General features: G+C 73.5%; 16 protein-coding genes. 4 read left to right on the forward strand and 12 right to left on the reverse strand.

The annotated features are described in order from the left end of the window. The first annotated feature begins 14 nt into the window (after positions 1 to 14). Positions 15 to 191, forward strand: a complete 177-nt coding sequence (locus tag ACSDG8_RS04370) for a hypothetical protein (protein ID WP_247677901.1) — start codon at positions 15 to 17, stop codon at positions 189 to 191. 41 nt (positions 192 to 232) lie between these two features. Here the strand turns inward: ACSDG8_RS04370 and ACSDG8_RS04375 are convergent, their stop codons facing one another. The 3 genes from ACSDG8_RS04375 to ACSDG8_RS04385 form a co-directional block, all read right to left on the reverse strand. Beyond that, a complete protein-coding gene (locus ACSDG8_RS04375) occupies positions 233 to 970 on the reverse strand; it encodes an alpha/beta fold hydrolase (protein WP_247677900.1) in 738 nt (245 codons plus the stop codon). 490 nt (positions 971 to 1,460) lie between these two features. Continuing rightward, complete coding sequence (locus ACSDG8_RS04380; RefSeq protein WP_210890935.1) at positions 1,461 to 1,877, reverse strand: hypothetical protein; 417 nt, start codon at positions 1,875 to 1,877, stop codon at positions 1,461 to 1,463. Between the two features lie 93 nt (positions 1,878 to 1,970). Further along, the gene (locus ACSDG8_RS04385; RefSeq protein ID WP_210890932.1) at positions 1,971 to 2,435 is read right to left on the reverse strand and encodes a hypothetical protein; all 465 of its coding nucleotides are present in this window, start codon (positions 2,433 to 2,435) and stop codon (positions 1,971 to 1,973) included. 89 nt (positions 2,436 to 2,524) lie between these two features. Between ACSDG8_RS04385 and ACSDG8_RS04390 the strand changes: the two genes are divergently transcribed. After that, on the forward strand, positions 2,525 to 3,271 hold the full coding sequence (locus ACSDG8_RS04390) for a DUF6193 family natural product biosynthesis protein (RefSeq protein ID WP_210890930.1): 747 nt from the start codon (positions 2,525 to 2,527) through the stop codon (positions 3,269 to 3,271). 2 nt (positions 3,272 to 3,273) lie between these two features. On the opposite strand, the gene ACSDG8_RS04395 is transcribed toward ACSDG8_RS04390, so the two are convergent. From ACSDG8_RS04395 to ACSDG8_RS04410, 4 genes are read right to left on the reverse strand one after another with little or no spacing between them, the layout of a single operon-like run. Then, positions 3,274 to 4,743, reverse strand: coding sequence for a class I adenylate-forming enzyme family protein (locus ACSDG8_RS04395; RefSeq protein ID WP_210890928.1), 1,470 nt, complete (start codon positions 4,741 to 4,743; stop codon positions 3,274 to 3,276). A gap of 11 nt (positions 4,744 to 4,754) precedes the next feature. After that, positions 4,755 to 5,603 (reverse strand): amidohydrolase family protein, encoded by an 849-nt coding sequence (locus ACSDG8_RS04400; RefSeq protein WP_210890926.1) that lies wholly within the window; start codon positions 5,601 to 5,603, stop codon positions 4,755 to 4,757. An 18-nt stretch (positions 5,604 to 5,621) separates the two neighbouring features. Continuing rightward, positions 5,622 to 6,452 (reverse strand): SDR family NAD(P)-dependent oxidoreductase, encoded by an 831-nt coding sequence (locus tag ACSDG8_RS04405; protein ID WP_210890924.1) that lies wholly within the window; start codon positions 6,450 to 6,452, stop codon positions 5,622 to 5,624. Further along, a complete protein-coding gene (locus ACSDG8_RS04410; protein WP_210890922.1) occupies positions 6,449 to 7,612 on the reverse strand; it encodes an acyl-CoA dehydrogenase family protein in 1,164 nt (387 codons plus the stop codon). The genes ACSDG8_RS04405 and ACSDG8_RS04410 overlap by 4 nt, the downstream gene beginning before the upstream one ends. A 133-nt stretch (positions 7,613 to 7,745) precedes the next feature. On the opposite strand from ACSDG8_RS04410, the gene ACSDG8_RS04415 reads away from it, so the two are divergent. Continuing rightward, complete coding sequence (locus ACSDG8_RS04415; RefSeq protein ID WP_210890919.1) at positions 7,746 to 8,414, forward strand: GntR family transcriptional regulator; 669 nt, start codon at positions 7,746 to 7,748, stop codon at positions 8,412 to 8,414. 11 nt (positions 8,415 to 8,425) lie between these two features. On the opposite strand, the gene ACSDG8_RS04420 is transcribed toward ACSDG8_RS04415, so the two are convergent. Genes ACSDG8_RS04420 through ACSDG8_RS04430 form a run of 3 tightly spaced genes read right to left on the reverse strand, consistent with a single transcriptional unit; the run spans position 8,426 to position 10,674 of the window. Next, positions 8,426 to 9,073: a carboxymuconolactone decarboxylase family protein gene (locus tag ACSDG8_RS04420; protein WP_210890917.1), complete on the reverse strand. Its 648-nt coding sequence runs from the start codon at positions 9,071 to 9,073 to the stop codon at positions 8,426 to 8,428. Continuing rightward, the gene (locus tag ACSDG8_RS04425; protein WP_210890915.1) at positions 9,063 to 9,509 is read right to left on the reverse strand and encodes an acyl-CoA thioesterase; all 447 of its coding nucleotides are present in this window, start codon (positions 9,507 to 9,509) and stop codon (positions 9,063 to 9,065) included. Before ACSDG8_RS04425 ends, ACSDG8_RS04420 begins: the two co-directional genes overlap by 11 nt. Continuing rightward, complete coding sequence (locus ACSDG8_RS04430; protein ID WP_210890913.1) at positions 9,502 to 10,674, reverse strand: acyl-CoA dehydrogenase family protein; 1,173 nt, start codon at positions 10,672 to 10,674, stop codon at positions 9,502 to 9,504. Before ACSDG8_RS04430 ends, ACSDG8_RS04425 begins: the two co-directional genes overlap by 8 nt. Before the next feature lie 56 nt (positions 10,675 to 10,730). Here ACSDG8_RS04430 and ACSDG8_RS04435 point away from each other — a divergent pair, with 56 nt between their 5' ends. Further along, positions 10,731 to 11,666, forward strand: a complete 936-nt coding sequence (locus ACSDG8_RS04435) for an LLM class flavin-dependent oxidoreductase (protein WP_210890911.1) — start codon at positions 10,731 to 10,733, stop codon at positions 11,664 to 11,666. Between the two features lie 4 nt (positions 11,667 to 11,670). Here the strand turns inward: ACSDG8_RS04435 and ACSDG8_RS04440 are convergent, their stop codons facing one another. Next, positions 11,671 to 12,291: a maleylpyruvate isomerase family mycothiol-dependent enzyme gene (locus ACSDG8_RS04440; protein ID WP_210890909.1), complete on the reverse strand. Its 621-nt coding sequence runs from the start codon at positions 12,289 to 12,291 to the stop codon at positions 11,671 to 11,673. A gap of 10 nt (positions 12,292 to 12,301) precedes the next feature. After that, complete coding sequence (locus ACSDG8_RS04445) at positions 12,302 to 13,609, reverse strand: hypothetical protein (RefSeq protein ID WP_210890907.1); 1,308 nt, start codon at positions 13,607 to 13,609, stop codon at positions 12,302 to 12,304. Positions 13,610 to 13,623: the final 14 nt, after the last annotated feature.

The following is a 13,623-nucleotide window of genomic DNA, read 5'->3' on the forward strand; positions in this document are numbered from 1 at the left end:
CGGCCCGGCGGGAGGTGAGTGACGTCTCGCCGGGCGCCGGACGGCCGCCGCACCGCCGTCACGGCCGGTGCGAGCCCGCCGCCGGAATCCTTCGACGACGCGCCCTGCGGCAGTTCGTGGAACACACCGGCTGCAACGTCACCCGGCGCACCTGGACCGACATGCTGGCCCAGGAACTCGTGCTGCTCTGATCAGCGCCTGCCACCGACACCGGGTTGCTGACCCGGTGACGTCACATCGACGTGGCGCGGGCGGCGGTGTCGATGAGGTCCGCGACGGCGCCGGGCTGGGAAACCGTCACCGCGTGCGACGCGGCGACCTCGACGGTCGTGGACCCGGCGCGCTCGGCCAGGAAGCGCTGCAGATCCGGCGGGATCGCCAGGTCCTGGCCGGTGATCAGCGTCCAGGACGGAATGCTCCGCCAGGCGGCCCGGGTCACGCTGTCGGTCAGCGTGTTCGCCGCGGTCGGCCGCTGCGTTGCCGCCATCACCGCGGCGGCGTCCCGGGGGACGTCGGGGGCGAAGAAGTCGGGGTAGGTCTCCTGCTTGACGTACTGGTCCATGTCCGCGCTGCCGTCCTGGGCGGGGATCGGCACCGCGTTGACGTTGTCGGCGAGTCGGCTGCCGGGGAACCGTGCGTTCAGGTCGGCCACCGACTCGCCGACGTCCGGGCTGAAGCTGGCGACGTACACCAGGGCCCGGACGTTGGCCGCGCCGTCCGCGGCCTCGGTGATGACCGCGCCGCCGTACGAGTGGGCGGCGAGCACGACCGGCCCGGGCAGGCTGTCCACGAGCGCGCGCAGGTAGGCGGCGTCCCCCTGCACGCTGCGCAGCGGGTTCGCGACCGCGATGACCGGGTAGCCACGGCGCTGCAGATCGGCGATCACCCCGTTCCAGCTGGACCCGTCCACGAACGCCCCGTGAACGAGTACGACGGTGGGCATTCCGGTCGTGTCAGGCGCAGCGTTCATCTGACATTCCTTTCGGGTGATCTGCCGCACGGAGAGTCGGACAGCACAGGGCGACCGGCCGGCGACGCCGGTTCGACGTTTGCGAAACCCAATATCCGGCACTGGCGGAACGCCTGTCAGCGGGATTCGGAAAACGCCGCCGCAAAGGCTGCGCGTCCTCCCGCCGCTATGCGAGGAACCGGCTCCGCGCAACCGGTTCCCACAATTCTCCGCCTGAGAAGAAGCTGAGAGTACGGCGAGGCGGACGGCCGTCGCCGGGACCGAACGTTCGCTTCTGCGCCGAGGGCATCCATTCGGCCGCCACAATCCAGTCCCCCGGTTTTCGGGGCTGCGCTTTTCTCAATGCGGCGGCGGAATATCCGGACGAGAATCATCCGGGCCCATCAGGGTGCCATCGTCCACCGCCAATGTTCCTCGTGGCACCAACTAGCCGGGCGGTGACGGGTTGCGTCGGCGGCTGAGCGCGTCGGAGGGCTGCCCGGTCGGCCGGCTACCGGGCGGGCCTGTTCCGCTCGTAGTGGCCTCTGAAGTCGAAGAAGCGCAGCCCGTCCACGGTCACGTCGGCAGCGATCTGGTCCGCCGTCCAGACATGGTCGGAGTAGTCGTCCATTGCGACGCCGCCCCGACCGAGCAGCGCCAACGTCAGGCGACGAACCTCCACCGTCCCGTCGACCCGGCCCGAGACGTCTACCTGCACCGCCCACCTGGGCCGGTCACCGCGGGCGCGGCTCAGGGCCCGCACCGCCGCCGGCTCCCAGTCCGCGTACAGGTGCTCGTCCTCGTCGGTCAGATCCGGGTACAGGCATCCGTCCACCAGCCACGGATGTCTCTGATCCGGCGACAGCCGGTCGAGCAGGGCGACGACGGCGGCCTGCGGCACGGCCGGGAAGACAAAGACGCTACGCACGCCACGAGCGTCGCACGCCGCAGCCGATCCGACCGCTCCCTCCCGACCATGGGCGTCCCCGCCGCTGCGACCTGCCGGCGGGCGGGCAGGCGCTCAGCCGTTGCTGGGACTGGAGACCCCGCGCCTCGCGAAGGACTCGGCGACCTCGTCGAAGGCCGCGACTGCCAGCTCCGGCCGCGCGGCGGCCTCGGCCAACGGCAGCTCCACCTGAGGGTCGTAGCCGGACAGGCCGGTGACCGCCTCGACGGCCGCGCCGAGCTGGTACACCGCCGCGACGACGGCCCGGGCGTCACCGCCCCGGTACCAGTACGGCACGGTGACGCTGACCTCGTCCGCGTAGTAGCTGACCTGGACGCCGGTCGGCTCGTGCGTCAGCTCGTAGTTGTCGGCCCCCTCGAACACGGAGACCTCACCGAGCACCTGCCGCGCCGCCGTCACGATCCCGTCCCACGCCTCGGCACGCGGACGCTCGTCGCTGTCGGCCTCCGCCGCCGCCTCCAGCGCGTCCTCCCAGGCCTGGTCGTCCCTCCGGGGTACGAAGATCAGGTCGTAGCTCATGACGATGGACCGTACATCCAGGTGCTTTGATTCTCGGCGGGGGTCCGGCTCGGATGACCCCGGCTGTCGTCGACGCAGATTGGTGAGCCGTGCCGACCTACCCCGATCCCGCTGTCCTCTATCCGGAGGTTGCCGCCGAGGGCAGCCTGGCGGCGGCGTTGCGGGCCGTCGCCGCCCGGGACGGGCTGGCCGTCCCCGTGCCGGTCACGGCGTCCAGCTCGTTCCAGGTCGCTGTCGTTCCCAGCACCGTCGCGCACCGCAAGGCGCTGGAGGTGTCAGTCAGTCACGTGGAGCGGCGGTGGTTCCTCCGCGGTTGCGAGCGAGATCAGGGCCTGGCCCTGATCCGGGGAGACACGGTGGACCTCGCGCAGGTGGCGCGGGCCGCCCAGGCGTGGCACGACGCAACGCCCCTCACCGAGATCCCACGGGTCGCGCCGTTCGTGACACTGACCGGACGGTTCGAGGTGCCCGACCGCGATCCGGTACGACTGGTCGAATCGGAGTGGCGGCACCTGCGGATGAAGGCGGCGCAGGCGAACTGGCCGGAGCACCACGCGCTCGTCGAGACCGCGTACGCCGAACCACGGCTACGGCGGCTCTACCCCTTCACCAGCCACTGGTCGCTGCGGTTCTCCACCAGCACCCGGCCCGGCCTCTCCCACGACGTCCTGGTGTGCCTGCACGCCGGGCGAGGCGGGGACTACGTCGTCACGATGGGCCTCGCGGGATGGCAACTCGGCCGGACGGCCACCGCGGAGGGCGCCGTGGCCCTGGCGGTGAGCAGTCTGCCCCCGAACCTCGGCCCGGTGCGATACGGCGCAGCCGAACCGAGCTGACCTCACTCCGCGCCATGGACGACCGCGCCGTCGCCGACGACGCGCTGCCGGGTCAGGCGGCGGGAGAGTTTGCCGTGCCCCGACTTGGGCAGATCGTCGAGCACCACGATCCGCTTCGGCACCTTGTAGCGCGGCAGGTGGTCGCGGCAATGGGCGATCAGCGCGGCCGGCGGGTCGGCGGGCGCGGGCTGCCGCAGCGCCACCGCGGCGACGACCGCCTCGCCCCACCGTCCGTCGGGCGCGCCGAACACCGCCACCTCGCGCACGCTCGGGTGTTCGCCGAGCACGTGCTCGACCTCGGTCGGGAACACGTTGTACCCACCGGAGATGATCATGTCGTCGCGCCTGTCGACCAGGTAGAGGTAGCCGTCCTCGTACCGGCCGAGGTCGCCGGTGAGGAACCAGCCGTCCCGGCACCGCTCGGCCCAGGCCTCCTGCTGGCGCCAGTAGCCGGACGCCAGCCACGGCGTGCACAGAGCGAGCTGTCCGACCTCACCGTTCGGCACCTCGCGCAGGTCGTCGTCGACGATGCGTGTCTGCACGCCCCACGGGTGTTCCCGCCCGCACGAGGTCAGCAGATGCGCAGCACCGGCCATCGCCCGCTCGTGGTCGGCCGTGTCCAGCACCGTCACCGGAGCCGGCGCCTCCGTCGACCCGTACACCGACGCCACGACCGGGCCGAGCCGCTCGTGTGCCCGCCGCACCAACGACGGCGACGCCGGAGCCGACGAGTACACCACCTGCCGCAACGACGACAGGTCGGCTCCGGCCGAGCCGTCGACGAGGTCCTGGAGCACCGTCGGCACCAGCAGCATGTGGGTCACGCCGTACCGCTCGATCGCGGCGGCGACCGGGCCGGGCCGGGGCGACTCGGCGATCACCACCCGTCCGCCGGCGACCAGGGCGGACTCCACCAGCCGCCCGGCGGCATGACTCATCGGCGTCGTCACCAGGACGACCTGGTCGGGTCCCGCCTTCGTCACGGCGGCCCACGCCCCCATCGCCCCGGCCGTGCTGTCGAAGCTGTGCACGACGCCCTTGGGCCGGCCGGACGAGCCGGACGTGAACAGGACCTGGGAGACGGCGCCCGGTGGCAAGTCCACCGGCGCCGCACCGCCGTGATCGCCGGGCGGACCGGGGTCGGCGGCGTCGAGCACGGCTGCCGGCTCCACCGTCTCCTCGATGTAGCTGCGCTCGCCCGCGGAGAGCACCCCGAGCACCGGCACGTACGCGGCCCCCCGCCAGGCCACGGCCAGCACCGCCTCCAGGTAGCCGTGCGTGTTCGCCTGCCGGACGAGGACACGGTCGCCGGGGCCGACTCCGGCCCGGGCCAGGGTGGCGGCGCGGCGGGCCACCCGGTCGGCCAGCTCCCGCCAGGTCAGCTCGACGCCCCGGGCCGGATCCTCGACCGCCGGCCGGTCCGGGAACAGCAGCGCGGCGCGCCGCAGGTAGTGGGCGTACGGATGCAGCACCGTTCCCTCCCTCAGCTCCGGTCCAGGCCGAACACCTTCCAGGCGTTGTCGCGCAGGAACATGCGCTCGACATCGGCCGGAAGATCCAGGGTGGACACCTCGCCGACGGCGCGGTCGTAGCGAAGCGCCGGGTAGTCGGTGCCGAACAGCACCTTGTGCGGCGCGCGGCGCTTGAGGAATCGGACGAACCGCTCCGGGTAGCGGGTGGGCGCGTGGGCCGACGTGTCGACGTACACGTTGTCGTGTTTCCAGGCGAGCATGCCCATCTCCTCCTCCCACGGCCACCCGATGTGCGCCCCGACGATGGTCAGTTCGGGGAACGTGAGCGCGACCTCGTCGAGGTAGATCGGCCGGCCGGGTTCCGACGGCAGCAGTGGCCCGGTGTGTCCCACCTGGATGGTGACGGAGACGCCGAGTTCGCAGGCCTTCGCGTAGATGGGGTACCAGAGCTTGCTGTTCGGCGGGTTGTCGTAGCCGTACGCGTACGGGCACACCTTCACGTTCACGAAGCCGTAGTCACGTACCCATGTCTGCATCTCGCGCAGCGCGGCCATCGGCCGGCGCGGGTCGACGGCCAGGCTGCCGCGGAATCGCGTCGGGTACTTCTCGACGCAGGCGGCGACCTCCTCGTTGCTGATCTTCACGTCGTCGGCCTCGCGGATGGCGGACAACACGGCGATCTCGACGCCCCACCGGTCCATCTCCTCGACCTGCTCGTCGATCGACCAGCCGCCGAAGCCGGACGCGCCGAACAGCGCCATTCCGTGGGTCCGCTTGGGGTCGGCGTTCCACCGGTCGGAGATCGGCGGGTGGCAGGGCATCGCCCAGGCGTCCACGATGCCGTACGGGCGTTCACTCATCTCTGCTCCTCTCGTTGCTCACACCGCCGCGCCGAAGCGCAGCGACAGTCCTCCGTCGACGACGAGCAGGGCGCCGGTCACGTACCGGGCCTCCTCGCTCGCCAGGAACAGCGCCGCGTGGGCGACGTCCCACGCGTCACCCATGGCGCCGGTCGGGCAGCGTCGGGCCCGGCGCGCGCGCAGGACCGCCGGGTCGGCGTCCGGCTGGCCGGCGTACACGGTCGGCGTGTCCACCAGACCCACGACGACGGCGTTGCAGCGGACGCCGGTCGCCGCGTGCTCGGCGGCGACGGCGCGGGTGAGGTGGTTGAGGCCGGCCTTGCTCACGCCGTACGCGGTCAGCAGGTCGCCGGTCGCGCCGAGCGAGGCGACCGACGAGATGTTGACGATCGCGCCGCCGCCCTGCTCTCGCATGTGCGGGACGACGGCCCGCGTGGTGAGGTAGGCGGAGGTGAGGTTGATCCGGTGGACCAGATCCCAGTGCCGCGGCTCGGTGTCCTCGATACCCGCGACGACGCCGACGCCGACGTTGTTGAGCAGCACGTCGACCCGCCCGTACCGGCGCAGGCATGCCTCGACCAGCGCGGACACTCCGTCCGGGCGGGACACGTCGGCGGCGAACGGCTCGCATTCGCCGCCTTCGGCCCGCACGATCCCGGCCGTCTGCTCTGCCGCGTCGGCGCGCCGGTCGACGGCGAAGACGCGGGCGCCGGCCCGGGCGAACAGCACGCTCGCCGCCTTCCCGTTGCCCCATCCGGCGCCGAGCGACCCGGCCCCGGTGACGATCACGACGCGGTCGCGCAGCCGTCCGGTGACGTCGCCGCGCGCTTCGCCCGCCGGCACGGTCATCGGGCGATGTCCGGGAAGTACGAGCGCGCGATGATCATCCGCTGGATCTGGTTGGTCCCCTCGTAGATCTGGTTGATCTTCGCGTCGCGCATGAACATCTCGACCGGGAAGTCGGTGACGTAGCCGTAGCCGCCGTGCACCTGGACGGCGTCGGTCGTGACCGCCATCGCCATGTCGCTCGCGTACGTCTTGGCGATCGAGGCCAGCCGGGCGGCGTCCGGATGGCCGTCGACGTAGGCCTGCGCCGCGTCGTAGACCAGCGACCGGGCGGCGTGCAACGGGATCGCCATGTCGGCGATGAGGAACTGCATGCCCTGGAACGCGGCGATCGGCCGGCCGAACTGCCGCCGCTCGCCGGCGTACCGGACGGCCGCGTCGAACGCGCCCTCGGCGATGCCGAGCGAGAGGGCCGCGACGACGATGCGCCCCTCGTCGAAGCCCTGCATCAGCAGGGGGAAGCCGCCGTTCTCCGGCCCGAGCAGGTGGTCGGCCGGCACCCGGACGTCGGCGAAGACCATCTCGGCGGTCGCCGAGGCGTGCAGGCCCATCTTCTCCTCGAACCGCACCGCCTCGACGCCGGGCCGGTCGGCCTCGACGTAGAAGGCGGACACGCCGCGCGGCCCGGGACCACCGGTCCGGGCGACGACGACGTAGAAGTCGGCGTGGCCGCCGTTGGTGATGAACCGCTTGCTGCCGTTGATCACCCACTCGTCGCCTTCGCGCCGCGCGGTGGTCGCCACGCCGCCGAGGTCCGAGCCCGCTTCGGGTTCGGTGGCCGCGATCGCGCCGAGCCGGTCGCCGGATGCGACGTCCCGCAGCACGCCGGGCAGCCAGGACGGCGCGTCGGGCCGGTCGGCCGCCCGCACCATCACCTTGGTCGGGAACCAGGTCGCGGTCAGCACGGTGGACGCGCTCGGGTAGACCTTGGAGATCTCCTCGAGGACGACGGCCTCGGCCCGCACATCGGTGTCGACGCCGCCGAACCGCTCGGGCACCACGAGCCCGGTGAAGCCGGCGCCGGCCAGGATCTTGCGCAGCTCCGGTGAGAACGTACGGCCGCGCTCCAGGTCGGGCACGAGCGGCGCGATCCGCTCCGTCGCGACGTCGCGGGCGACCGCCGCGAGGTCGCGTAGCTCCGTGGGCAACATGTCGAAGAACACGTGGCGATCCCTTTCATTTCTGGCACCGGTATACGGGATATTGGAAGGGACGGGATGACCGCGACTTCGGACGCGGTGCGGCAAAATGGCAGTAAGCGGCGGAAGCGAACAAACCGGCCGCAGAGGAGGACCTGTGAGTCTGACGTCGGAACGGCTCGACCGCACGCCGCTCGGCCGGCGGATCGCCGACGCGCTGCGGCACGACATCCTGTTCGGGCGACTCGCGCCGGGCACCAAGCTGGCCCAGCTCCAGGTGTGCGAGCGGTTCGGCACCAGCCGGATGCCGGTCCGCGACGCGCTGCGACAGCTGACGTACGAGGGCTTCCTGACCGGCGACGGCGGCGGGCACAGCGTCGTGGCGCCCCTGCGCCGACACGACATCGAGGACAGCTTCCTCATCGAGGGTCAACTGCACGGCATCGCCACCCGCCGGGTGGCCGAGCAGGGCGACCCGGCGCACCTGGCCGAGCTGGCCGAGCGCCACGCGCAGATGTGCGGCGCCGCCGAGGATGCCCAGCTGGCCGCCGATCTGAACTGGCACCTGCACCGGCGGATCAACCAGATGGCGCAGTCGCGCCGGCTGATCGTCGCGCTGCGGGCCCTGGCGGTCACGATCCCGCGCGACCTGCTCCTGGAGTTCCCGCAGTGGATCGACCGGGCCAACGACGAGCACGCGCAGATCATCGCGGCGGTCGCGGCGGGCCGCGGCGAGCAGGCCGCCGCCCTCATGCGCGACCATGTGGCCGAGGCCGGCCGCGACCTCGTCCGCTACCTGGAGAAGAAGGGCGTCGACCTGACCTGAGCCGGTGGCGGTCATGGCGCTGCCGCCGCGAGTTCGTCGGCGACGAGCAGGCACCCGTGCAATCCGATGCCGCAGGCCAGCGCCACGGCCTCGGCGACCTGCCCCGCCGTGGCGCCCAGGTCCAGGGCGGTCCGGATGTGCTCGCGGACGACGTCCGCGTCGGCGAGGGTGACCGCCGCCGCGACGGCGACCGCGATCAGCTCCCGGTCGACGGCCGGCAATCCCGCCGCCCCGCCCGCGTCGACCACCTCGGCGTGGGCCGCCGCGAGCCCGGTGCCGACCGGCGGCGGTCCGGCGTCGCCGTCCACTGCCGGGCCGGCAAGGTCGGCGAGGATCGGCAGCGCCAGCGTCGCGGCCCGGATGCCGACCGAGCCGGCCACCGCCGCCGCGTGCATCACGTGCGCGCGTGGCGCGCCGGCTCGCAGCGCGCCGGCGACGTGCATGCGCACCCCGGCCGGATAGAGGTGACCCGGCGCCGCGCTCAACGCGACGCAGATCAGCTCCTTGAGCGCCACCGGCAGCTCCCGCCCGCGCCACGGCACGGCCGCCAGGCGCAGGTACGCCTCCAGCACCTGTGGCGCCTCGGCCGCGATCGCGTCGAAGGCCGGCGTCCACCGTCCTCCCAGGTAGCGGTCGGCCAGGGTGCGGTCAACTGACATCGGGCACCGCCCCGCCGGACAGCGCCTCGCGCAGCCAGTCCGGCATCGGTGCCGCCCTCAGCCGGCCACCGTCCAGCCGCGACCACACGTGCACGGTGCGCACGCGCACCGCCTCGCGCCGGTCGGTCCGGCGGAAGCCGACCGAGCACAGCGTGAACGAGCTGCGCCCCACCGATCCGGACCGCAGCTCCAGGTCGACCCGGTCGTCGAGACTGACCGGCGCGAGGTAGTCGGCGTTCGCGTTCACCGTGGCCGTCGCCTCGCCGGCCCGCAGCAGGCCGCTCAGCGGATGGCCGATCGCGTCGAGCCAGCCGGTGTAGAGCTGCTCGTGCCAGGCCAGCGGCGCCGGGTAGTAGATGACACCGGCCTGATCGACGTCGCGCATCGGCACCCGCAGCCCGAGCCGGGCGAGCAGCGGCGCGGCGCCGTCAGTCACGGCCCATTCCCAGCGCCCGGGCCACCCGGTTGCGCACGAGTTCCTCGGTGATCGGCGCGAGTTGGAAGGCGCGCAGATCCCGCCACACGTGCTCGACGCCGCCCCAGCGGGTGAAGCCGATGCCGCCCATCAGCTGCATCGCGACGTCGGCGACCCGCTGCGCCGCGTCGACGCTGCGCGACTTCGCGACGTCCGCGCCCACTGTGACCGGCGCGCCGGCCGCCCACCGCCGCGCCATGGCGTACGCGTAGTGGCGGGCCGTCTCGAGGTCCATGACCGCGTCGGCGACCTGATGCTGAAGCGCCTGGTAGCTGTCCACGCGGGTGCCGAACGCGGTACGCCGGGCCGCGTAGGCCAGCCCGCGCCGCAGCGCACCGTGCGCGGCGCCGATCACGATGGCCGGAATCAGCAGCCGCTCCTCCACCAGCACCGTGCGCAGCGCCGCCTTGACCGCCGGGCCGGTGAACGTGTGGTCGACGGCCACCCCGTCGAGGTCGACCTCGTAGGTGCCGAACGAGGACGCGAAGCTGGGCGTCGGCACCCGGGTCATCGACAGTCCGGGCGCGTCCGTGCGCACGAGCGCGAACGCCAGTCCGCTCGTCCCGCCGGCCGGCGCCCCCGCCTCCCGGACCAGCAGGAAGAGGTGGTCGGCCGAGGCGGCGGCGGTGCAGTAGCGCTTGCGACCGCTGACCCGCCCGTCGGCCAGGGTGGTGTCCAGCGCGCCGAACAGGTCGGATCCGCCGCCCGGCTCGGTGACCCCGAACGCGAAGCGCCGGCGGCCGGCGGCCAGCCCCGGCAGCAGTTCCTTGCGGGTGGGCTCGTCGGCCAGCGTGGCCAGCAGCGGCGCGGCGAAGCAGTTGGAGATGCCCCACACCCAGGCCAGTACGCCGACCCGCTCGGCCAGCACCTCGGCGATGCGCATCTTGGCGACGATGTCGGCCGGTTCGCCGCCGTGCTCCTCGGCGATCCCGACCCGGTGCAGGGCGTGCTCCGCGGCCCAGTCCCACAGGTCGCCGGGAAACTCGGTGCGGGCGGCCAGGTCGGCGGCCGTCTCGTCGTCGATCCGGGCGACGAGTTCCCGGGCGCGGTTCACCGCGTCGTGCTCAGGCCCGTCGAGCGGCTCGAGGACCTGCTCGGCGGGGGCCGCGGACGGTACGAGGGTCATGAGGGCCTCCGTCGGTCGATGAGACGGCTCCTAGCGGTCGACATACTGTATCCCGTATGCTGTTTTTGCTGAAGGGGGTCGTCATGGTGAACGTCGGATGCTTCCTGCCCACCTACTCCGCGAGTGGTCCGATCGAGCCCGCGTCGGTGCTCGACATGGCCCGTGACGCGGAGGAGCTCGGCCTCGACCACGTCTGGGTGGGCGACCACTACCTCTGGAACGTCGGCATGCTCTCGCCCCTGCCGGCGCTGGCCGCGGTCGCCGCGGTGACCCGGCGGGTCCGCCTCGGCACCGGCGTCTACCTGCTGAACCTGCGGCATCCGGCGCTGACCGCGAAGGACGTCGCGACAGTGGACGTGCTCTCCGGCGGCCGGCTGGTGCTGGGCGCCGGCATCGGCGGCGACAACCCCGAGGAGTACCGGGCCCTGGGCGTCGACCCGGGCCGGCGGGCCCGCCGCTTCGAGGAGACGGCCGCCGCCGTCCGTGGCCTGCTGGCCGGCAGCGGCGAGCCGTACCAGGGGCGCGTGGTCAACCTGCCGGCGTTCACGATGGAGCCGCTGCCGGTGCAGCGGCCCGTGCCGCTGTGGCTCGGCGGGCGCGCGTCCGCCGTCGTCGAGCGCGCGGCCCGCGGCGCCGAGGGCTGGTTCCCGGTGTGGGTCAGCGCCGGCCGCTTCCAGGCGGCCGCGGACACCGTGGGCACGATCCGCGGCGACCTCTCCGGCTTCGCCTTCGCGCTGAATCTCTTCACCACCATCGCCGACACCCGCGAGGCGGCCCGCGACGCGGTGTCGAACCACCTCGCCACGGCGTACGGGCTGCCGTTCGAGAGCTTCGAGCGGTACAGCGCCTACGGCACCGCCGACGACATCCGCGAGTACCTGGCCCCGTACGTCGAGGCCGGCATGACCGATGTCGTGTTCAACATCGCCGGGCCGGACCCGCGCGGGCAGCTGCGCCGGCTCGCGGCCGAGGTCGTGCCGGCGCTGCGCTGACCCGTCAGCCGAACACCGGAAAGATGTCCGGCGCCCGCCGGCCGGTGGCCACCTCGATGAGGGCGAGCGGCGGCGCCATGCCGGTCAGGAAGCGCACCGTGTGCGCGGTGGCCCCGTCCGGCAGGTCCGGTTCGCGGCCCAGCGCCGCCGCGAGGTCGAGCAGGTGGACGGTGGCCTCCACGAGCCGTACGACGGTCGCGGCGCGCACTGTCGTGGTGCCCCGGCGGAAGTACTCGACCGTCTGGTCGGGATCGGCCGCGGCCAGCGCCACCGCCGCAGGGCCGTCCTCGGTCAGTCGGCGTACCAGCTCCGCGGTACCGGCCGCGCGGGCGTCCGCCACCGCCGCGTCCGCGTTGCGGGCGGCGAGGTCCGCCGCGACGCGCTCGTCCGGCTTGAGGGCACGCAGCAGGGCCACCGCGTCGCCGTGCTCCGGCGGACCGTCGGCCCGGCGCCGCTGCGCCAGCGCCGCCAGACCGCCGACGCCCTGCGAGACGTGGGCGTAGAGCGCGGCCACGTCCCACCCGGCGCAGCGCGTCGGCGCCGTCCACTGCGTCTCGTCGAGGTCCGCGCCCCAGGCGCCCCAGACCCGCCACAGGTCCCCGAGGACCTCCGTCTCCGTACGCATGGGACTCCTCTCAGGTCAGTGCCGCGGTCAACCCGATCGCGGCGCCGCCGGCGCCCAGCAGCGCCAGGCCGAACGGCAGGTTCCAGCGCAGTCCGATGTGGACGGCGCTGCGCCCGCTCAGCGCCGACACCAGCAGTGTCAGGCCGCTGAGCGGGGACAACGCGAAGGCCGCCATCGTGCCCACCAGCGCGGCCGCCGCGACCAGCGCCGGCCAGGCGCCGGTGCCCAGCGGGGCGAGCACCGTCGTCACCACGATGAGGGTGGTCAGCGGGTACAGTCCGGCGAGCCCCAGCACGGTGATGGCCAGCGCGCCACCGGCCAGCAGCGCCCACGCGGGCAGCCCGGCGGCGTCGAGCAGCCGCCCGACCGCTCCGTCGGCGGTCCACCGGCCGGCCGCGGCGACCACGAAGCCGCCGGCGCCGAAGAGCAGGAACTGCTCGCGCCAGGAGCCGGCCTCCGAGCGCGCCAGGGCCACGGCGCGGGCCGGCAGGCGGGTTCCGCGCTCCCAGAGCGGCACGACGAGCAGGACCGCCGTCATCGTCGCGGCCGGATGGCTGAGCGGCGTGACCATCTCCAGCGCCACGAGCACGACCACGACACAGCCGATCATCGCGGCGAACCCGGCGGCCAGCCGTCCCCGGTCCGGCCGCGGCGCCGGCAGCGCCCGGGCCCGCGGCGCCGGCCCGAGCGACACCAGCACGGCGGCGACGAGGCCCAGCGTCAGCGCGTACGGCAGGAAACCGGTCCAGGTCAGGCCGGTCAGCGTCAGCACCACGGCCAGCGGCGGCGACAGCGGCGTCACCAGGTTGGCCGCGATGAACGCGCGGCAGACGACTCCGGCCGAGCCCGCCTCGTCGGCGGCCGAGTCCATCGCCCGCACCGACCGGTACGCCAGGGCGACCCCGCCGAACGACAGCGCCAGCGAGAGCAGGTAGGTCAGCGTGGCCGCGGACCAGACCGCGCGCGTGCGGCGCAGCCACACGAGTGTGACCTCGGCGATCGCCGTGTGGTAGCCGCGACGCAGCATCGGCAGCTCCAGCAGCCGCACGACGGCGACGAACGAGAAGACGCCGCACATCGTGGCGAACGCGGCCGACACGTCGGACCACCGGGCGCCCGCCATCAGGCAGAGCACCGCGCCGGCGAGCATCATGGCGAGCACGGTGCGACGCACCGGCCGGCGCAGCGTGGACCAGGCCGTCGCGGCGACGACCACCACCCCGGCGACGAGCAGCGGCGCCGTACCGGGCAGCGCGGCCGGCACGACAAGCGTGCCGACGCCGGCGGCCGCGCTCAGCCACAGGACGGCGTCGGGCACACCCAACCGCGGCG

This window comes from Micromonospora sp. LA-10 (assembly GCF_051853095.1).
Classification (GTDB): domain Bacteria; phylum Actinomycetota; class Actinomycetes; order Mycobacteriales; family Micromonosporaceae; genus Micromonospora; species Micromonospora echinospora_A.